Raw genomic sequence first — 20,017 nt, forward strand, 5'->3', positions numbered from 1 at the left:
ACGCGAAAGGCCCGCCGGACCGGGAAGGTCCGACGGGCCTGGGGAACGCCGCTGATTACTTGGCGGACTCGACCGCGTGGCCGCCGAACTGGTTGCGCAGCGCGGCGATCATCTTCATCTGCGGCGAGTCGTCCTGGCGGGACGAGAAGCGCGCGAAGAGGGAGGCGGTGATCGCGGGCAGCGGCACCGCGTGGTCGATGGCCGCCTCGACGGTCCAGCGGCCCTCGCCGGAGTCGGCCGCGAAGCCGCGCAGCTTGCCGAGGTGCTCGTCGTCGTCGAGGGCGTTGACCGCCAGGTCGAGGAGCCAGGAACGGATGACCGTGCCCTCCTGCCAGGAGCGGAAGACCTCGCGCACGTCGGTCACCGAGTCGGCGGCCTCCAGCAGCTCCCAGCCCTCGGCGTAGGCCTGCATCATGGCGTACTCGATGCCGTTGTGGACCATCTTGGAGAAGTGGCCCGCGCCGACCTTGCCCGCGTGGACGTAGCCGAAGTCGCCTTCGGGCTTGAGGGCGTCGAAGATCGGCTTGACCTTGGCGACGTTCTCGTCGGTGCCGCCGACCATGAGGGCGTAGCCGTTCTCCAGGCCCCAGACGCCGCCGGAGACACCGGCGTCGACGAAGCCGATGCCCTTGATGCCCAGCTCGGTGGCGTGCTTCTCGTCGTCCGTCCAGCGGGAGTTGCCGCCGTCGACGACGATGTCGCCCTCGGAGAGCAGTTCCTTCAGCTCGTCGACGGTCGACTGGGTGGCGGCGCCGGCCGGGACCATGACCCAGATCACGCGCGGGCCTTCGAGCTTCTCGACGAGCTCGGCGAGCGAGGCGACGTCGGAGACCTCGGGGTTGCGGTCGTAGCCGATGACGGTGTGGCCGGCGCGGCGGATGCGCTCGCGCATGTTGCCGCCCATCTTGCCGAGACCGATGAGACCCAGTTGCATCGATGTCATGTCAGTTCACTTACCTTCGGTGGTGCGGCCGCGCAGCGCGCGGTACGTGGCGACGAGGGACTGGGTGGAGGCGTCGAGGCCGGGGACCTGCGCGCCTTCGGTGAGGGCGGGTTCGACGCGCTTGGCGAGGACCTTGCCGAGCTCGACGCCCCACTGGTCGAAGGAGTCGATGTTCCAGATCGCGCCCTGGACGAAGACCTTCTGCTCGTAGAGGGCGATGAGCTGGCCGAGGACCGACGGGGTCAGCCCGGTGGCGAGGATCGTCGTCGTGGGGTGGTTGCCCTTGAACGTGCGGTGGGCGACCTGCTCCTCGGCGACGCCTTCGGCGCGCACCTCGTCGGCGGTCTTGCCGAAGCCGAGCGCCTGGCCCTGCGCGAACAGGTTGGCCATCAGCAGGTCGTGCTGACCGGCCAGTTCACCGAGCTCCTCGACCGGCTTCGCGAAGCCGATGAGGTCCGCCGGGATCAACTTCGTGCCCTGGTGGATGAGCTGGTAGTAGGCGTGCTGGCCGTTGGTGCCGGGGGTGCCCCAGACGACCGGGCCGGTCTGCCACTCCACGGGGCGGCCCTGGCGGTCCACGGACTTGCCGTTGGACTCCATGTCGAGCTGCTGGAGGTACGCGGTGAACTTGGAGAGGTAGTGCGAGTACGGCAGCACCGCGTGCGACTGGGCGCCGTGGAAGTTGCCGTACCAGATGCCGAGCAGGCCGAGCAGCAGCGGCGCGTTGGCCTCGGCCGGGGCGGTGCGGAAGTGCTCGTCGACGAGGTGGAAGCCGTCGAGCATCTCGCGGAACGCGGCCGGGCCGATGGCGATCACCAGGGACAGGCCGATGGCCGAGTCGAAGGAGTAGCGGCCGCCGACCCAGTCCCAGAACTCGAACATGTTGGCCGTGTCGATGCCGAAGTCGGAGACCTTCTCGGCGTTGGTCGACAGGGCCACGAAGTGCTTCGCGACGGCCGACTCGTCGGCGTCGAGGCCCGCGAGGAGCCAGGAGCGGGCCGCCTCGGCGTTGGTGATCGTCTCGATGGTGGTGAACGTCTTCGAGGCGATGATGAAGAGCGTCTCGGCCGGGTCGAGGTCGCGGACGGCCTCGTGCAGGTCGGCGCCGTCGACATTGGAGACGAAGCGGAACGTGAGGTCCCGTGCGGTGAAGGGGCGCAGCGCCTCGTAGGCCATCGCGGGGCCGAGGTCGGAGCCGCCGATGCCGACGTTGACGATGTTCCTGATGCGCTTGCCGGTGTGTCCTGTCCACGCGCCGGAGCGGACCTTGTCGGCGAAGACGGCCATCTTGTCGAGGACGGCGTGCACCTTCGGTACGACGTTCTCGCCGTCGACCTCGATGACCGCGTCGGCCGGGGCGCGCAGGGCCGTGTGGAGCACGGCGCGGTCCTCGGTCGTGTTGATCTTCTCGCCGCGCAGCATGGCGTCGCGCTGCCCGAACACGTCGGTGGCGGTGGCCAGCTCCTGGAGCAGGGCGAGCGTCTCGTCCGTGACCAGGTGCTTGGAGTAGTCGATGTGCAGGTCGCCGACCTGGACGGTGTACCGCTGGGCGCGGCCCGGGTCGGTGGCGAACAGCTCACGCAGATGCGTGCCGTTGAACTTCGCCCGGTGGTCCTCCAGGGCGGTCCACTGCGGGCGGCGCGTCAGCAGGGGGGTGGTGTCAGGCATCTTCAGCGGACTCCTTGGAAGCCTTCGCGTTCTTCGTGGCCGGCGCGGTCTTGGGGGCCGGTGCGCTCTTCGCGGTCTTGGTGGCCGACGCGGGCTGCGTGCTCTTGGCGGGGGTGACGCTCGCCACGTCCCCGCGCAGCGCGACGGCGTACATCTCGTCGGCGTCGAGGCGGCGCAGCTCCTCGGCGATCAGTTCGGCGGTCGAGCGGACCTTCAGGGCGAGGGTCCGCTCGGGCTGCCCCGGCAGGGACAGGGTGGCCAGCGGGCCGTCGGGGCGGTCGATGCGGATCTCCCCGTTCGCCGTGCCGAGGCGGACCGCGGTGACGACGGGGCCGGCCGTGGTGACGCGCTCGACCGGCACCCCGAGCCGGGAGCCGAGCCAGCGCGCGAGCAGCTCGGCGCTGGGGTTCTCGGCCTCGGACTCGACGGCCGCGGAGACGATGTCGGCGCGGGCCTGGTCGAGGGCGGCGGCCAGCATGGAGCGCCAGGGCGTGAGCCGGGTCCAGGCCAGGTCGGTGTCGCCCGGCGCGTAGGACGCGGCGCGCCGGTCGAGGGCGGCCAGCGGCTCCACGTCGGCGTACAGGTCGGTGATGCGGCGGGCGGCGAGCGCGCCCAGCGGGTCCTTGGCGGGCTCGTCCGGGGCCTCGACCGGCCACCACACGACGACCGGGGCGTCGGGGAGCAGCAGCGGCAGGACGACCGAGTCGGCGTGGTTGCCGACCTCGCCGTGCAGGCGCAGGATCACGGTCTCGCCGGTGCCCGCGTCGGAACCGACCCGGACCTCGGCGTCGAGGCGGTGGCCCTGACGGTCGCGCGGGGTGCGGGCGGTGCGCCTGATGACGACCAGCGTGCGCGAGGGGTGCTCGCGGGACGCCTCCTCCGCGGCCTTGATGGAGTCGTAGGCGTTCTCCTCGTCGGTGACGATCACCATCGTGAGGACCATGCCCACGGCCGGGGTCCCGATGGCGCGGCGTCCTTCGACGAGCGCCTTGTTGACCTTGCTTGCCGTGGTGTCGGTCAGGTCGATCTTCATGGCCTGCGCCAGCTCCGTCCGTCTCGTGCGAGCATCTCGTCCGCTTCCTTCGGGCCCCAGCTTCCCGAGGCGTACCGGGCGGGCTTGCCGTGTTCTTCCCAGTGCCCCTCGATGGGGTCGAGGATGCGCCAGGACTCCTCGACCTCCTCCGTTCGCGGGAAGAGGTTGGCGTCGCCCAGCAGGACGTCCAGGATGAGCCGCTCGTACGCCTCCGGGCTGGACTCCGTGAACGACTCGCCGTACGCGAAGTCCATGGACACGTCGCGGATCTCCATCGAGGTACCCGGGACCTTCGATCCGAAGCGTACGGTCATGCCCTCGTCGGGCTGGACCCGGATGACGATGGCGTTCTGGCCGAGCTCCTCCGTGGCGGTCGAGTCGAAGGGGGAGTGCGGGGCGCGCTGGAAGACGACCGCGATCTCGGTGACGCGGCGGCCCAGACGCTTGCCGGTGCGCAGGTAGAAGGGGACCCCGGCCCAGCGGCGGTTGTCGATCTCCAGCTTCACGGCGGCGTAGGTGTCGGTCTTCGACGCGGGGTCGATACCGTCCTCCTGGAGGTAGCCGCGCACGCGCTCGCCGCCCTGCCAGCCCGCGGCGTACTGGGCGCGCACCGTGGACTTCTCCAGGTCCGCGGGCAGACGTACGGACTTCAGGACCTTGAGCTTCTCCGTGACGAGCGACGCGGCGTCGAAGGAGGCGGGCTCCTCCATCGCGGTGAGCGCCATCAGCTGGAGCAGGTGGTTCTGGATGACGTCACGGGCGGCGCCGATGCCGTCGTAGTAGCCGGCGCGGCCGCCGATGCCGATGTCCTCGGCCATCGTGATCTGCACGTGGTCGACGTAGGACCGGTTCCAGACGGGCTCGTACATCTGGTTGGCGAAGCGGAGCGCCAGGATGTTCTGGACGGTCTCCTTGCCGAGGTAGTGGTCGATCCGGAAGACCTGCTCGGGCGCGAAGACGTCGTGGACGATCCGGTTGAGCTCCTTGGCGGAGTCCATGTCGTGGCCGAACGGCTTCTCGATGACGGCGCGCCGCCAGGAGCCCTCGGGGGCGTCGGCGAGGCCGTGCTTCTTGAGCTGCCGGACGACCTTGGGGAAGAACTTCGGCGGCACCGAGAGGTAGAAGGCGTAGTTGCCGCTCGTGCCGCGCTTCTCGTCGAGCTCGTCGACGGCCTCGCGCAGCTGCTTGAACGCGGTGTCGTCGTCGAAGTCGCCGGGGATGAAGCGCATGCCGTCGGCGAGCTGGGCCCAGACCTCCTCGCGGAAGGGGGTGCGCGCGTGCTCGCGCACGGAGTCGTGGACGACCTGCGCGAAGTCCTGGTCCTCCCACTCGCGGCGGGCGAACCCGAGGAGCGAGAAGCCCGGCGGGAGCAGGCCGCGGTTGGCGAGGTCGTAGACGGCCGGCATCAGCTTCTTGCGGGACAGGTCGCCGGTGACGCCGAAGATGACGAGCCCGGAGGGGCCCGCGATACGCGGCAGACGCCGGTCGCGCGGGTCCCTCAGCGGGTTCTGCCAGGCGGTGACGCTCACTTGGCGGTGCCTTCCTTGCCGGCGAGGCGGTCGGCGACCGTGCCGAGCAGGTCGTTCCAGGCGATCTCGAACTTGGCGACGCCCTCGTCCTCGAGCTGCTGGACGACCTCGTCGTAGGAGATGCCGAGCTTCTCGACGGCGGCGAGCTCGGCGCGGGCGGCGTCGTAGGTGCCGGTGACCGAGTCGCCGTGGATGTCGCCGTGGTCGGCGGTGGCGTTCAGGGTGGCCTCCGGCATCGTGTTGACGGTGCCCGGGGCGACCAGCTCGTCGACGTACAGGGTGTCCTTGTACGCCGGGTCCTTGACGCCGGTCGAGGCCCACAGGGGGCGCTGCTTGTTGGCGCCCGCTGCGGCCAGCTTGGCGGCGCGCTCACCGGCGAAGACCTGCTCGTACGCCTCGTAGGCGAGACGGGCGTTGGCGAGGGCGGCCTTGCCCTTGAGCGCCTTGGCCTCTTCGGTGCCGACCTTGTCGAGGCGCTTGTCGATCTCGGCGTCGACGCGCGAGACGAAGAAGGAGGCGACCGAGTGGATGCCGGCCAGGTCGATGCCGCGCTCGTGCGCCTTCTCCAGGCCCGCGAGGTAGGCGTCCATGACGGCCTTGTAGCGGTCGAGGGAGAAGATCAGCGTGACGTTGACGGAGATGCCGAGGCCGATGACCTCGGTGATGGCGGGCAGGCCCGCCTCCGTCGCCGGAATCTTGATCATGACGTTGGGGCGCTCGACGAGCCAGGCGAGCTGCTTGGCCTCGGCGATGGTGGCCTCGGTCTCGTTGGCCAGGCGCGGGTCGACCTCGATGGAGACGCGGCCGTCGCGGCCCTGCGTGGCGTCGTACACGGGGCGCAGGATGTCGGCGGCGGCGCGGACGTCGGCCGTGGTCATCATGCGCACGGCCTCCTCGACGGTGACCTTGCGGACGGCCAGGTCGGCGAGCTGGTCCTCGTAGCCCTCGCCGGAGCCGATGGCGGCCTGGAAGATCGACGGGTTGGTGGTGACGCCGACGACGTACTTCTCCTCGATGACCTGGGCGAGGTTGCCGGACTCGATGCGCTTGCGGGACAGGTCGTCCAGCCAGATGGAGACGCCTTCGTCGGAGAGGGCCCGCAGGGGAGCCGTCGAGGAGGCTGCGGAGGCGGCGTTGCTCATGTTCTGCTTCATCTTCTTTCGGTACAGCGTTCTTACGACGGGGAAGTGATCAGGCGCGGGCGGCGGCGAGGGACTCGCGGGCCTGCGCGGCGATGTTCTCGGCGGTGAAGCCGAACTCGCGGAAGAGGATCTTCGCGTCGGCGGAGGCGCCGAAGTGCTCCAGGGAGACGATGCGGCCGGCGTCGCCGACGTAGCGGTACCAGGTGAGGCCGATCCCGGCCTCGACGGCGACGCGGGCCTTCACCGACGGGGGCAGGACGCTGTCCTTGTAGCCCTGGTCCTGCTCCTCGAACCACTCGACGGACGGCATCGACACGACGCGGGTGGCGACGCCCTCGGCCTCGAGGCGCTCGCGGGCCTCGACGGCCAGGTGCACCTCGGAGCCGGTGGCGATCAGGACGACGTCCGGGGTCTCCTTCGAGGCCTCGGCCAGGACGTAGCCGCCCTTGGCCGCGTTCTCGTTCGCGTCGTACGTCGGCACGCCCTGCCGGGTCAGCGCCAGGCCGTGCGGGGCCGGCTTGGCCGAGCCGCGGCGCAGGATCTCGCGCCAGGCGATGGCGGTCTCGTTGGCGTCGGCCGGGCGGACCACGTTCAGGCCCGGGATGGCGCGCAGCGAGGCGAGGTGCTCGACCGGCTGGTGCGTCGGGCCGTCCTCACCGAGGCCGATGGAGTCGTGGGTCCAGACGTAGGTGACGGGCAGCTGCATGAGGGCCGACATGCGGACGGCGTTGCGCATGTAGTCGGAGAAGACGAGGAACGTGCCGCCGTAGATGCGGGTGTTGCCGTGCAGCGCGATGCCGTTCATCTCCGCGGCCATCGAGAACTCGCGGATGCCGAAGTGGACGGTGCGGCCGTACGGGTTCGCCTCGGGCAGCGGGTTGCCGGCCGGGAGGAACGACGACGTCTTGTCGATGGTGGTGTTGTTCGAGCCGGCGAGGTCGGCGGAGCCGCCCCACAGCTCGGGGATGACCGGGCCGAGCGCCTGGAGGACCTTGCCGGACGCGGCGCGCGTGGCGACGGCCTTGCCCGTCTCGAAGGCGGGCAGCGCCTGCTCCCAGCCCTCGGGCAGCCGGCCCGCGACGACGCGGTCGAGCAGCTCGGAGCGGTCCGGGTTGGCGGCGCGCCACTCGGTGAGCCGCTTGTCCCAGGCGGCGTGCGCCTCGGCGCCGCGGTCGAGGGCGCCGCGGGTGTGGGCGATGACCTTGTCCTCGGCGATGAAGGACTGCTCGGGGTCGAAGCCGAGGGCGCGCTTGGTGGCGGCGATCTCGTCGGCGCCGAGCGCGGAGCCGTGGGAGGCCTCGGTGTTCTGGGCGTTCGGGGCGGGCCAGGCGATGATCGTGCGCATGGCGATGATCGAGGGGCGGCCGGTCTCGGCCTTGGCGGCGGCGAGCGCGGCGTGCAGGGCCTTCACATCGACGTCGCCGTCGGCGCGCGGCGTGATGCGCTGCACGTGCCAGCCGTACGCCTCGTAGCGCGCGAGGACGTCCTCGGAGAACGCGGTGGCGGTGTCGCCCTCGATGGAGATGTGGTTGTCGTCGTAGAGGAAGACGAGGTTGCCGAGCTTCTGGTGCCCGGCGAGGGAGGAGGCCTCGGCGGAGACACCCTCCTCCAGGTCGCCGTCGGAGACGATCGCCCAGATGGTGTGGTCGAAGGGGCTGGTGCCCTCGGGGGCCTCGGGGTCGAAGAGGCCGCGCTCGTAGCGGGCGGCCATGGCCATGCCCACGGCGTTGGCGAGGCCCTGGCCCAGCGGGCCCGTGGTGGTCTCGACGCCGGCGGTGTGGCCGTACTCGGGGTGGCCGGGGGTCTTGGAGCCCTGCGTGCGGAACGCCTTCAGGTCGTCGAGCTCCAGCTCGTAGCCGGAGAGGAAGAGCTGGGTGTAGAGGGTGAGGCTGGTGTGGCCGGGCGAGAGGACGAAGCGGTCGCGGCCGGTCCACTCCGGGTCGGCCGGGTCGTGCCGCATGGCCTTCTGGAAGATCGTGTACGCGGCCGGGGCCAGGCTCATGGCCGTGCCGGGGTGTCCGTTGCCGACCTTCTGCACGGCGTCGGCCGCCAGGAGACGGGCGGTGTCGACGGCACGCTGGTCGAGTTCGGTCCACTCGAAGGGCTTTTCGAAGGGGTCGAGGCCGTCCGGTGTCTGCGTGCTCATCTGTAGTGCTTCCTTCGCATCCGTTGTCCTGCCGATGTGCCGGTCGGCACCGCCCGCCCTGGAGCAAAGTCCCTGGTCGAGCCAGTTACCAACTTAAAGGTCATACTTTTCGCGAGGTAGGTGACCCAGGGCCAGGGTTCGGTGAAAATGGGACACGGGAACCGGTCGAAGCCAGGGAAAGTGCATGACGGAGCAAGGCGGCGCACAGACGAGCGCACATCTGGGAACGACGGAGCACATCCGTACGTATCCCTTCGATCCGAGCGCCAGCGTCTTCGGGGTCGGCATCCAGGTCGGCCCGATGGGCACCGACGGCCCGTGGGCGGGCGGCGTCGGCCTCTCGCGGCGCGTGCACCGCATCGACTTCCACGTCCTGCTCTTCTTCCGCGAGGGGCCCGTCCGCCACATGATCGACTTCACCGAGTACGAGGTGGCCGCAGGGGAGATCCTGTGGATCCGGCCGGGCCAGGTGCACGGCTTCTCGGCGAGCGAGGAGTACGTCGGCACGGCGCTCACCATGCAGCCCGGCTTCCTGCCGCGCGCGATCGTCGAGGCGACCGGCATGTACCGCTACGACCGGCCGCCACTGCTCCGCCCCGACCGGGACCAACTCGCCGCGATCGAGACCTCGTTGGCCCAGTTGCAGCGCGAGTACCTGGACACCACGACCCTGCCGCTGAGCCTGCACACCTCGGTCCTGCGCCACACCCTGACCGCGTTCATGCTGCGGGTCGCGCACGTGTCGGCGCAGGCCGCGGCGGACGCGTGCGAGCCGCAGCCGGACACGACGTTCACCCGGTTCCGCACCGCGGTCGAGCAGGGCTTCACGACCAACCACAGCGTCAGCGCGTACGCCGACGAGCTCGGCTACTCGCGCCGCACCCTGGTCCGCGCGGTGCGCGCCGCGACCGGCCAGACGCCGAAGGCGTTCATCGACCGGCGCGTGATCCTGGAGGCGAAGCGGCTGCTCGCCCATACGGAGCTGCCCGTCGGGCGGATCGGGGTCGCGGTCGGCTTCGGCGACTCGGCGAACTTCTCCAAGTTCTTCCAGCAGCACACGGGGGCGACCCCGGCGGCGTTCCGGGCCGAGCAGGTCTGAGCGCCTTTTTCCGAACCCGGCGCCGGGGCTGAGGCCACGGGGCTCCGCCCCGGACCCCGCTCCTCAAGCGCCGGAGGGGCTGAAGATTGGCCCCCGTTTCACCATGCGCAACGGGGGGTTGACCCATTCCCGAACGCCTCATAGCGTGCTCGCACCCCCGCAGGTATATCGATTAACCACTCCCGGTTGGAGACATACCGCTGTGCCCCCTGTGCCCTCTGTGCTGCCCTCGGCGATGAGTCGGCGCGGTTTCCTCGCCGCCGGTGGCGCGCTCGCCGCCGCTTCCGCCCTGTCCGGCTGCTCCTCCCTCGCCGCGGCCGACGACGATCCCGACACGCTCGTGGTGCACAGCCAGCTCGGCACCACCGCGCCCGGCTCCCCCACCTACCTCGCGGCCCTGGACCGGTTCCGCGCGGAGAACCCCGGCCTCAAGGTCAGGAACCTCGTCAACGGTGACGACCTCGCGCAGGTCTACGAGACCTCACGCCTGGCCCGCAAGGAGCCGGACGTCGTCATGGTCAACCTGTACGACAAGACGCTGGCCTGGACCGACGTCGGCGCCACCGTCGATGTCAAGGGCTACCTGGACGACTGGGGCCTGCGGAAGCGGGTGCTGCCCGTCGCGCTCGACGCCTGGACCGACGGCAAGGGCCGGCTCCGCGCCTTCCCCTACTTCGCGACGAACTGGCCGATCGCCTTCAACCGGGCGCTGCTCGACCGGGCCGGCGTCGACCGCGTCCCCGTCACCGGCGACGAACTCATCAGCGCCGCCGCCAAGCTGCGCAGGAAGAACATCGCGCCCGTCACCACCGGCGGCAACGACTGGACCGGGCAGAAGCTCCTCGCGCAGATCATCCAGACGTTCCTGAGCCAGGACGAGGCCCGGCACGTCTACACGACCGGTGACTTCAGCGGCAGCCGCGGCGCACGGCGGGGTATCGACTACTTCGTGGAGCTGCGCGACGCCGGGGTCTTCGCCGACAAGGCGCAGGGCCTGACGTCGGACACGATGACCACGCAGTTCAACACGCAGGCCGCGGCCATGCAGTCGGCGATGTCGTCGGCGCTCGCCAAGGTGCCGGAGGCGGTGGCGCGCCACACGGACGTGGGCGGCTGGCCGCTGGCGCCGGGCGCGGCGCACGACAGGCCGACGATCCTGCGCACGTACACCCTGATCGGCTTCTGGATCAGCCCGAACGGCACGAAGAAGATCGACGCCGTCGAGAAGTTCCTGAAGTTCTTCTACCGCGCGGACACGGTCGCCCGGTTCATCAAGGAGTCCGGGCGGGACATGGCCCTGCACTCGGATGCGGTGAGTACGGACTTCCCGCTGGTCGCGGCGGCGCAGCGGCTCGGCTCCGACGTGGGCCAGGTGCTGCTGCCCGACCTGTTCGTGCCACCGGCGGCGACGCAGCCGCTGGTGACCGCCACGAGTACGTCGTTCACGCGCGGCACGAGCGCCGCCAAGGTCCGCCAGGTCCTCGAAGCCGCCTACCGCGGTGTCTGACCGCCCCTCCCCCTCTCACCTTCCCCGTAAGGGAGTTGCTCCATGACGACGATGACGTCGACAGCGGGCGAGGCAGCGGTCAGCCGCCCCACCCCTCCTTCCGCCGGCCCCGGCCGGCCCGCGCGCAAGCAGGGCGGCACGGTCCTCGCGCTGCCCGCGCTCGTCTGGTACCTGGTCTTCATGGTCGGCCCGCTGGTCGCCATCTTCGTGGTGGCGGCGCTGCACTGGCCGGGCATGCTCCAGCCGGTGTCGTTCGCCGGGTTCGACAACGTACGCACCGTCTTCGACGACCCGGTCTTCTGGGACGCGGTGAGCAACACCGCGATCCAGCTCGTCGTCGCCATCCCGGTGATGGTGGTGTGCGCGTACATGCTCGGCTACTACGTGGCGCAGAAGCCGCCGGGCCACCGTGTCATCCGGTATCTGCTGTTCATTCCCGGGCTGATCTCGACGCCCGCGAAGGCCATGGTCTTCTACGCGGCTCTCTCCCCCGACGGGCTGCTCAACGGCGGCCTGGAGGCGGTCGGTCTCGGCTCGCTCGCCGACGCGTGGCTCGCCTCGCCCTCGACGGCCCTCGCGTGTCTGATCGCGCTCGACATCTGGGCGGGCATCGGTTTCACCGCCGTGCTGTTCGCGGCCCGGCTCGGCAGTGTCCCGGACGAGCTGGGCGAGGCGGCGCAGCTGGACGGGGCCGGGCACTGGCGGACGATGTGGCGCGTGCACTTCCCGGTGATCAAGGACTACGTGGGCGTCGTGACGATGCTCCAGTTCCTGTGGACGCTGTTCGGCTCGGCGCAGCACGTACTGCTCCTCACGCAGGGCGGCCCCGGGAGTTCGTCGACGACGCTGTCGTTCCTCGTCTACCAGAAGGCGTTCATCGCGGCTGACCTCGGCTACAGCCAGACCGTCGGCGTCATCCTCTTCCTCGCCGGGCTCGTCGGGCTGCTCGCCATCAGGCGCGTGTTCCGCCAGAGCTACTGACCGCCAGTCACTGATCGGAGTACGCCTTGAAGTCCTCGGCACGTTCTCGCTTCGGCCGGTCCTGGCTGCCCGCGCACATCCTGGTGTGGCTGTACGCGGTGCTGCTCGTCATTCCGCTGTACTACTTCGTCGCCTCGGCGTTCAAGACGAACGACGAGATCTTCGCGCACCCCTTCGCGCTGCCGTCCTCGTACGGTTTCGGGAATTTCGGCACCGCCTTCGAGAGCGCCGATCTGGGGCTCGCGATCGTCAACTCGGCGCTGGTGACGGTCTTCTCGCTGGTCCTGACGCTGGCGCTGGCGATCCCGGCGGCGTTCGCGCTCGCCCGCTCCACGGGGCGGCTGGCGTCGGCGGTGGAGAAGGTGTTCTCGCTGGGCTTCCTGATCCCGACGTTCGCCGCGCTGTTCCCGACGTTCCTGCTGGCGGCGGCCACCGGCCTGTTCCACACGCGGACGTTCATGGTGCTGTTCCTGCCGGCGACGGCGATGCCGCTGTCGGTGGTGATCCTGGTGCAGTTCATGCGGACGATCCCCAAGGAGATGGAGGAGGCGGCCCGCCTGGACGGAGCGTCCACCTTCGCGGTCCTGCGGCACGTCTACACGCCGATGTGTCTGCCCGGCATCGCGACGGTGCTGCTGCTCAACTTCCTGACCTTCTGGAACGAGTACCTGTACTCCCTCGTCATCATCGGGCCCGACCCCGCGCAGCGCACGGTGCAGGTGGCGCTGCCGACCCTGAAGTCCATCACCGGCACGGACTACGGGGTGCTGACCGCCGGCACCGTCCTGACCCTCGTCCCGGTGTGGGTGGTCTATACGGTGCTGCAGAAGCGGATGCAGCAGGCACTGGTGAGTGGGGCGGTGAAGATGTGAGCGGGTCCAGGACGGGCGGCCGGCCGACCATCAAGGCGGTGGCGGCCGCGGCGGGGGTGTCGACGGCGGCAGTGTCGCAGGCGTTCAACGACAAGGGACGGCTCGCCGAGGCGACACGGCAGCGCATCCTGGAGGCGGCCGTCGACCTGGGCTGGTCGCCGAGCGCGTCGGCGACGGCGCTGCGCAGTGCCCGTACCCGCACGCTCGCGCTGGTGGTGCGCCGGCCCACCGATGTGCTGGGCGCCGACCCGCACTTCAGCGAGCTGATCACCGGCATAGAGGGCGAGTTGGCGCCGCGCGGCTACGGTCTGCTCCTTCACCTGGTCGCCGATGTCGAGGAGGAGAGCGCGCTGTACGCGCGGCTCGCCGCCGAGAAGCGGGTGGACGGGGCCGTGCTGACGGACGCCCGCGCCGACGATCCGCGCCCGGCGCTGCTGACCCGGCTCGGGCTGCCGGCGGTCCTGCTCGGCGCGCCGACCCCGACGGCGGACGTGCCGGTCGTCGGCCTCGGCCACCAGGGCGCGGGGGTGCTCGAAGTCGTGGATCATCTGCGGGGGTTGGGGCACACGCGGTTCGCGTACGTGGCCGGTCCCGCCGAGCTCCAGCACACCCGGCTGCGTCTCGCCGTCTTCGAGGAGGCCCTCGCGGCGGCCGGGCTCGCGCCCGCCGCGGTGCGGCACACCGACTTCTCGGAGGCCGCGGCCGTCGCCGCGACCCGCGAGCTGCTCGCCGCCGCCGAGCGGCCGACCGCCCTCGTCTACGCCAACGACTCGATGGCCGTGTGCGGGATCGGTACCGCCCAGCGGGCCGGCCTGCGCGTGCCGGAGGACCTGTCGGTCGTCGGCTACGACAACCTGCCGCTCGGCCGCTGGCTGCACCCGCGCCTGACCACCGTCGACCAGCAGGTGCAGCGGGTCGGCGCGGCCGCCGCCCGGACGCTGCTCGCCCGGTGCGGCGAGGACCTGCCCGCCGCGCGCCTCGACGAGCGGCCGCGCCTCGTGGTCCGCGAGTCGACCGGCCCCGCTCCCCACAACTGACGTACAGCCGCACGCACTTCTGCAACGGAGACCCGTACCACCATGCGACGCCACAGCGCCCACCTCACCCATGACGCCGCCGTCCTGCCCTGGCTCGGCGCCAACTTCTGGTCCCGCACGGGCGGACCCCTGATGTGGCGCGACTACGATCCGGAGGTGGTGCGCGAGGAGCTGCGGGTGCTGCGCGAGCACGGCCTGAACATGACGCGCTCGTTCTTCTACTGGCCGGACTTCCACCCCGAACCGCACCGGATCGACGAGGAGTTGTGCGAGCGGTTCCGGGACTTCCTGGACGCGCACCGGGAGCTGGGCATGGGGACGGTGCCGACGTTCATCGTGGGGCACATGTCCGGGGAGAACTGGGACCCGGCGTGGCGGGGCGGCCGCGATCTGTACGAGGACGTGTGGATGGTGGGCCGCCAGGCGTGGTTCGCGGCGCAGATGACGCGCCGCTTCAAGGACCACCCGGCCGTCACGGGCTGGCTCATCACCAACGAGATGCCGGGCTACGGCCGTGTCTACCAGGTCGATCCGCCGAACAGCGACGTCGTGACGGCGTGGGCGCAGTCGATGTGCAACGCGGTGCGGGCGGCGGGCGCGACGCAGCCGGTCTCGCTGGGCGACGGCGCGTGGGGCATCGAGGTGACCGGCCGCGACAACGGTTTCTCGCTGCGCGACACCGCCGAGTACGTCGACTTCGTGGGCCCGCACGTGTACCGCTCGGACACCGACCGGCCGCGCCAGCACTACCGTGCCGCGTTCGAGTGCGAGCTGGCCGGGGTCACCGGGCAGCCGGTGGTCCTGGAAGAGTTCGGCCTGTCCACGGACACGGTCTCCGCCAAGAACGCGGGCGTGTACTACCGCCAGACCCTGCACAATTCGCTGCTCGGCGGCGCGACGGGGTGGATGGCCTGGAACAACACGGACTACGACGATCTGTGGGACCGCTCCCCCTATGACCACCACCCCTTCGAGATGCACTTCGGCATCACGGACAGCACGGGCGCGCCGAAGGAGCCGCTGCGTGAACTCGCCGCGTTCGCCGAGGTGTTGAAGGGCGTCGACTTCGCACACTGTCGGCGTACGGACGCGGGTGCGGCTCTGGTCGTGCCCGCGTTCCTGGAGCGCGGCTACCCCTACAGCCGGCCCGCCGACCGCCCGCTGATCTTCACGTCGCTGCACCAGGGGTACGTCGCCGCGCGCGCCGCCGACCTGCCGGTGGGCCTGACCCGGGAGGCGGACGGCATAGCCGAGGACGTGGAGCTGTATCTGCTGCCCGCGACACGGCAGTTGACGACGCGGACCCGGCGCGCGTTGCAGCGCAGGGCGGACGAAGGCGCCACCGTCTACCTGTCGTTCTGCTCGGGCGAGCACCCGGGCACGCGCGGCCCCTGGTTCGACGACCTGGACGGCCTGTTCGGCGTCGAGCAGCAGCTGTCGTACGGGGTCGCCGAGCCGATCGAGGACGACACCCTGGAGATGACGTTCCAGGAGGACTTCGGCGGCCTCCGCGCGGGCGAGGTGCTGCGCTTCCCGGTCGCGGGCAACGAGGACAGCCGCGCCTACCTGCCCGTCGTGCCGCGGGGTGCCCGGGTGGTGGCGGTGGACGGGCACGGCCGCCCGGCGCTGCTCTGCCGCGAGACCGGCCGCGGCCGCACCGTGCTCGCCACGTACCCGCTGGAGCACATGGCCGCCCGCACGGCCCGCGTCAATCCGGAGCAGACGCACCGGCTGTACGCGGCGCTGGCCGAACTCGCCGGTGTGCGGCGGCCGGTGACGGTGGACGAGCCGTTCGTCGGGGCCGACGTGCTGGTGCACGAGGACGGGCGGCGGTTCGTGTGGCTGGTCAGCCAGGGCGAGGACGAGGTGACGGTGCGCCCGGCGGCGGACGGCACGCTGCACGACCTGGCCACCGGTGAACCGGTCGAGGCCGTCGCCCTGCCCGCCTTCGGGGTCCGCGTCCTGGAACTGCGATGAGCGGGCCGCTGTACCGCGATCCGGCGGCGCCCGTCCCCGACCGGGTGCGGGACCTGCTGGGCCGGATGACGCTGCCGGAGAAGGTCGGGCAGGTCAACCAGCGGCTGTACGGCTGGCACGCCTACGAGCGCGGGGCCGACGGAGGCCACCGGCTGACCGACGCGTTCCGCGCGGAGGTCGCGGCGTACGACGGGATGGGCGCCCTGTACGGGTTGCAGCGCGCCGATCCCTGGTCGGGCGTGACCTTCGCCGACGGGATCACGGCGGCGGACGCGGCCGGGGTCGCCGACGCGGTGCAGCGGCACGTGGTGGAGGGCACCCGGCTCGGCATCCCGGTGCTGATGGTCGAGGAGGTGCCGCACGGGCATCAGGCCCTCGACGGCACGGTCCTGCCGGCGAACCTCGCGGCCGGCGCGAGCTGGGACCCCGACCTGTACGAGGCGGCGGCGGGCGCCGCCGCGCGGGAACTGCGGGCCCGGGGCGGCCACGTGGCGCTGGTCTCCGCGCTCGACCTGGTGCGCGACCCGCGCTGGGGCCGGGCCGAGGAGTGCTTCGGCGAGGACCCGTACCTGGCCGCCCGGTTCACCGGGGCGCTGGTGCGCGGTATGCGGGCCGCGGGCGTCGGCGTGGTGCTCAAGCACTTCGCGGGGCAGGGCGCGACGGTCGGCGGGCGCAACAGCGCGGCGACCGAACTGGGCGCCCGGGAGTTGCACGAGATCCATCTGGCGGCGGCCCGCGCCGGAGTGCGGGCCGGGGCCGCCGGGGTGATGGCGGCGTACAACGAGTTCGACGGCCTGCCGTGCGCGGCCAGCCCGTATCTGCTCACCGAACTCCTGCGGGAGCGCTGGGGGTTCGACGGGATCGTGATGGCGGACGGGTGCGCGCTCGACCGGCTGGTGCGGCTCGCGGGCGATCCGGCGGCGGCGGGCGCGATGGCGCTCGCGGCGGGCACGGATCTGAGCCTGTGGGACGGGGCCTTCCCCCGGCTCGCGGAGGCCGTCGAGCGCGGTCTCGTGGCCGAGGCGGCCCTGGACACGGCGGTCGGGCGGGTCCTCGCGCTGAAGTTCCGGCTCGGACTGTTCGAGCAGCCGTACACCGGGAACGTCGAACACCCCTCCGGCGCGAGGGAGTTGAGTGAGCGGCTGGCGCGCGCGTCGATCACCCTCCTGGAGCACGACGGCACGACCCTCCCCCTGGCGTCCGGCGTGCGGCGGATCGCGGTTCTCGGCCCGAACGCCGACTCCGTGCCGCAGCAGATCGGCGACTACACGGCGCCGCAGCGCCCCGGTACCGGCGTCACCGTGCTCGACGGGATCCGTGCCGCGGCCGGGCCCGGCCGCGAGGTGACGTACGCGCGCGGCTGCGAGCTGGTCGGCGGCGACAGGGCCGCGATCGCCGAGGCGGTCGCCCTGGCCGCCGGGGCGCAGGTCGCGGTGGTCGTGCTCGGCGGGTCGAGCGCTCGCGAGGACGGCACCCGGTTCGAGGCGAACGGCGCGGCGGTCGTCTCGGCCGGCACCCCGCCCGGCATGACCTGCGGCGAGGGCGTCGACCTGGCCGAACTCGCGCTGCCGGAGGGCCAGTCGGCGCTGCTCGACGCGGTCGCGGCGACCGGGACGCCGGTGGTGGCGGTGCTGGTGCAGGGCCGGCCGCACGCGCTACCGGATCTCGCCGGGCGGGTGGGGGCGTTGCTGTGCGCGTGGTACCCGGGCCCGTGGGGCGGCAGGGCCGTCGCGGACGTGCTCTTCGGGTCCGCGGGGCCCGCGGGGCGGCTGCCCGTCTCGGTGCCGCGCTCGGCGGCCCAGCTCCCGGTGTTCTACAACGGCAAGGACCACGGTTACCGCGGTTACGTCGACCAGCCCGCGACCGCGCGGTACGCGTTCGGGCACGGGCTCTCCTACGGGCGCGTCACCTACGGCCCGCCCGTCCTCGACCGGCCCGCCGTTTCCGCCGACGAGCCGCGTCTGACCTGCACGGTCACCGTCGAGAACACCGGCTCCACGGTCGTCCGCGAGACCGTGCAGCTGTATGTGCGGCGCGTCTCGGGCGGCTCGTCCTGGCCGCGGGTGCGGGAGCTGCGCGGGTTCACGGGCCTGGATCTCGCGCCCGGCGAGCGCCGGGACGTGACCTTCGAGGTGACCGCCGAGACGCTCGCCTCCGTCGGGCGGGACCTGCGGACCGTCGTGGAGCCGGGCGGGTTCTCGCTGGAGACCGGCCCGGCGTCGGACCGCACCCAGGGGGCACCGCTCACCGTCACACCGGGCTGAGGGGGCGTGGGGGACAATGCCCTCATGGCACGCCCCACCCTCCCCACCTGCCCCTGCGGACTCCCCCAGCCGTACGAGAACTGCTGCGGCCGCTACCACGCGGCCCGCGCCGCGGCGCCCACGGCCGAGGCCCTCATGCGCTCCCGGTACTCCGCCTTCACCCGCAAGGACGCCGCGTACCTGCTGCGCACCTGGCACCCGGACACCCGGCCGCCCGCCGTCGACTTCGACCCCGCCCTCACCTGGTGCGGCCTGGAGATCCTGGGGACCACCGACGGCTCCGCGTTCCACCAGAGCGGCACCGTCACCTTCCGCGCCCGCTACAAGGACGGCGGTCGCCCGGGCTCGCTGCACGAGCGCAGCCAGTTCCTGCGGGTGGCCGGCGCCTGGGTCTACGTCGACGGGGACTTCATCGAGTAGGGACCGACAACGGCGGTGCGGAGCACGGCCGTTCAGGGCGCCAGGATGTCCAGCTCCTGGAGCGCCCCGACCGCGATCTCCCGGGTGAGCGCCTCGGCGCGCTCCGCGTCCCCCTCGCGCACCGCGTCGGCGACCCGTACGTGCAGGGTGACCGCCGCGGGGTCCGGGTCCTCGAACATGACCTGGTGGTGGGTGCGGCCCGCGAGGACCTCCGCCACCAGGTCGCCGAGGTGCGCGAACATCTCGTTGCCCGACGCGTTCAGCACGACCCGGTGGAACTCGATGTCGTGGACGAGGTACGCCTCCAGCTGCTGGCCGCGTGAGGTGGACACCATGCCGAGCGCGCACTCGGTGAGCGCCGCGCACTGCTCCGCCGAGGCGTACCGCGCGGCGAGCCCCGCGGCGACCGGCTCGACCGCCGAGCGCAGCATGGTGAGCGAGCGCAGCTGGCGCGGCCGGTCGGCGCCCGCCAGGCGCCAGCGGATGACCTGCGGGTCGTAGACGTTCCACTCCCCCGCGGGCCGGACGGTCACCCCGACGCGCCGCCGGGACGCCACCAGGTGCATGGATTCCAGGACCCGCACCGCCTCGCGCATCACCGAGCGCGACACCTCGTAACGCTGGGCGAGCTCGTCCGTGCGCAACACGCTGCCCTCGGGGTACTCACCCGCGGTGATGGCGGGACCGAGGCTGGCCAGTACGCGGGCGTGCAGCCCCCGGTCCTTGGTGGTCATGGAGTCAGCGTACGGTTCCGGCACAGGCAACAAAAAGTCTGACTTTTACATCACAGACTCTTGAATTCGTCAGACCTATTGAGTTTCAGTGACGTGACACAGCGATGTCGATGAAGACAGCGAGGCAGCGATGAGTACCCCCCATGTCGTCGTGGTCATGGGCGTGGCAGGCACCGGCAAGACGACGATCGGTCCCCTGCTCGCCGAACGGCTCGGCGTTCCCTACGCCGAGGGCGACGACTTCCACCCTCCGGCCAACATCGCCAAGATGACGGCCGGCACGCCCCTCACGGACGAGGACCGATGGCCCTGGCTGGACGCCATCGGCGAGTGGGCCCACGGCCGGGCCGGGCTCGGCGGGGTGGTCAGCAGCTCCGCGCTGAAGCGCAGCTACCGCGACCGGCTCCGCGCCGAGGCGCCGGGCGCCGTCTTCGTCCACCTCACCGGTGACCGCAAGCTCATCGAGGACCGGATGGCGCACCGGCAGGGCCACTTCATGCCGACCGCGCTGCTCGACTCGCAGTTCGCCACGCTCCAGCCGCTCGCGGCGGACGAGACGGGCGTCGACGTCGATGTGTCGGGCTCGCCCGAGGAGATCGCGGACCGGGCCGTCCAGGCCCTCGCCGCGCTCGACTCCGAGTAACCCACAGCAGCACCTCCCCCTC

The 20,017-nt window shown here is 71.6% G+C and carries 16 protein-coding genes; 9 read left to right on the plus strand and 7 right to left on the minus strand.

Annotated elements, in window-relative coordinates; translation table 11 throughout:
* Window positions 1-55 precede the first annotated feature (55 nt).
* Genes gnd through tkt form a run of 6 tightly spaced genes read right to left on the minus strand, consistent with a single transcriptional unit; the run spans window position 56 to window position 8,461 of the window.
* Window positions 56-934 (minus strand): phosphogluconate dehydrogenase (NAD(+)-dependent, decarboxylating), encoded by an 879-nt coding sequence (gene gnd, locus ACZ45E_RS28190; protein WP_468225920.1) that lies wholly within the window; start codon window positions 932-934, stop codon window positions 56-58.
* 15 nt (window positions 935-949) lie between these two features.
* Window positions 950-2,611 carry a glucose-6-phosphate isomerase gene (gene pgi, locus ACZ45E_RS28195; protein ID WP_468225592.1) on the minus strand — a complete coding sequence of 554 codons (1,662 nt, stop codon included), beginning with the start codon at window positions 2,609-2,611 and terminating at the stop codon, window positions 950-952.
* Window positions 2,604-3,644, minus strand: coding sequence for a glucose-6-phosphate dehydrogenase assembly protein OpcA (opcA, locus tag ACZ45E_RS28200; RefSeq protein ID WP_468225595.1), 1,041 nt, complete (start codon window positions 3,642-3,644; stop codon window positions 2,604-2,606). Before opcA ends, pgi begins: the two co-directional genes overlap by 8 nt.
* On the minus strand, window positions 3,641-5,173 hold the full coding sequence (gene zwf / locus ACZ45E_RS28205) for a glucose-6-phosphate dehydrogenase (RefSeq protein WP_468225597.1): 1,533 nt from the start codon (window positions 5,171-5,173) through the stop codon (window positions 3,641-3,643). The genes opcA and zwf overlap by 4 nt, the downstream gene beginning before the upstream one ends.
* Window positions 5,170-6,327, minus strand: a complete 1,158-nt coding sequence (gene tal / locus ACZ45E_RS28210) for a transaldolase (protein WP_468225599.1) — start codon at window positions 6,325-6,327, stop codon at window positions 5,170-5,172. The genes zwf and tal overlap by 4 nt, the downstream gene beginning before the upstream one ends.
* A 37-nt stretch (window positions 6,328-6,364) precedes the next feature.
* Window positions 6,365-8,461, minus strand: coding sequence for a transketolase (tkt, locus tag ACZ45E_RS28215; RefSeq protein ID WP_468225602.1), 2,097 nt, complete (start codon window positions 8,459-8,461; stop codon window positions 6,365-6,367).
* A 184-nt stretch (window positions 8,462-8,645) separates the two neighbouring features.
* On the opposite strand from tkt, the gene ACZ45E_RS28220 reads away from it, so the two are divergent.
* From ACZ45E_RS28220 to ACZ45E_RS28255, 8 genes are all read left to right on the plus strand, one after another.
* Window positions 8,646-9,560 carry a helix-turn-helix domain-containing protein gene (locus ACZ45E_RS28220; protein ID WP_468225604.1) on the plus strand — a complete coding sequence of 305 codons (915 nt, stop codon included), beginning with the start codon at window positions 8,646-8,648 and terminating at the stop codon, window positions 9,558-9,560.
* Window positions 9,561-9,783: 223 nt separating this feature from the next.
* Window positions 9,784-11,067 (plus strand): ABC transporter substrate-binding protein, encoded by a 1,284-nt coding sequence (locus ACZ45E_RS28225; RefSeq protein WP_468225923.1) that lies wholly within the window; start codon window positions 9,784-9,786, stop codon window positions 11,065-11,067.
* 42 nt (window positions 11,068-11,109) lie between these two features.
* Window positions 11,110-12,048 carry a carbohydrate ABC transporter permease gene (locus tag ACZ45E_RS28230; protein WP_468225606.1) on the plus strand — a complete coding sequence of 313 codons (939 nt, stop codon included), beginning with the start codon at window positions 11,110-11,112 and terminating at the stop codon, window positions 12,046-12,048.
* 26 nt (window positions 12,049-12,074) lie between these two features.
* Window positions 12,075-12,920 (plus strand): carbohydrate ABC transporter permease, encoded by an 846-nt coding sequence (locus ACZ45E_RS28235; RefSeq protein WP_468225609.1) that lies wholly within the window; start codon window positions 12,075-12,077, stop codon window positions 12,918-12,920.
* On the plus strand, window positions 12,917-13,957 hold the full coding sequence (locus tag ACZ45E_RS28240; protein WP_468225610.1) for a LacI family DNA-binding transcriptional regulator: 1,041 nt from the start codon (window positions 12,917-12,919) through the stop codon (window positions 13,955-13,957). Before ACZ45E_RS28235 ends, ACZ45E_RS28240 begins: the two co-directional genes overlap by 4 nt.
* Window positions 13,958-13,999: 42 nt before the next feature.
* Window positions 14,000-15,934, plus strand: a complete 1,935-nt coding sequence (locus tag ACZ45E_RS28245; protein ID WP_468225612.1) for a glycoside hydrolase 5 family protein — start codon at window positions 14,000-14,002, stop codon at window positions 15,932-15,934.
* Entirely contained in the window at window positions 15,931-18,198 is a 2,268-nt protein-coding gene (locus ACZ45E_RS28250; RefSeq protein WP_468225615.1) for a glycoside hydrolase family 3 N-terminal domain-containing protein, read from the plus strand. Before ACZ45E_RS28245 ends, ACZ45E_RS28250 begins: the two co-directional genes overlap by 4 nt.
* A gap of 24 nt (window positions 18,199-18,222) precedes the next feature.
* The gene (locus ACZ45E_RS28255; RefSeq protein WP_468225618.1) at window positions 18,223-18,618 is read left to right on the plus strand and encodes a YchJ family protein; all 396 of its coding nucleotides are present in this window, start codon (window positions 18,223-18,225) and stop codon (window positions 18,616-18,618) included.
* A gap of 32 nt (window positions 18,619-18,650) precedes the next feature.
* Here ACZ45E_RS28255 and ACZ45E_RS28260 read toward each other — a convergent pair whose 3' ends face one another.
* Window positions 18,651-19,352, minus strand: coding sequence for a FadR/GntR family transcriptional regulator (locus tag ACZ45E_RS28260; protein ID WP_468225620.1), 702 nt, complete (start codon window positions 19,350-19,352; stop codon window positions 18,651-18,653).
* A 130-nt stretch (window positions 19,353-19,482) separates the two neighbouring features.
* Between ACZ45E_RS28260 and ACZ45E_RS28265 the strand changes: the two genes are divergently transcribed.
* Complete coding sequence (locus tag ACZ45E_RS28265) at window positions 19,483-19,995, plus strand: gluconokinase (protein ID WP_468225622.1); 513 nt, start codon at window positions 19,483-19,485, stop codon at window positions 19,993-19,995.
* Window positions 19,996-20,017: the final 22 nt, after the last annotated feature.

Source organism: Streptomyces sp. NPDC030991, from assembly GCF_055571235.1.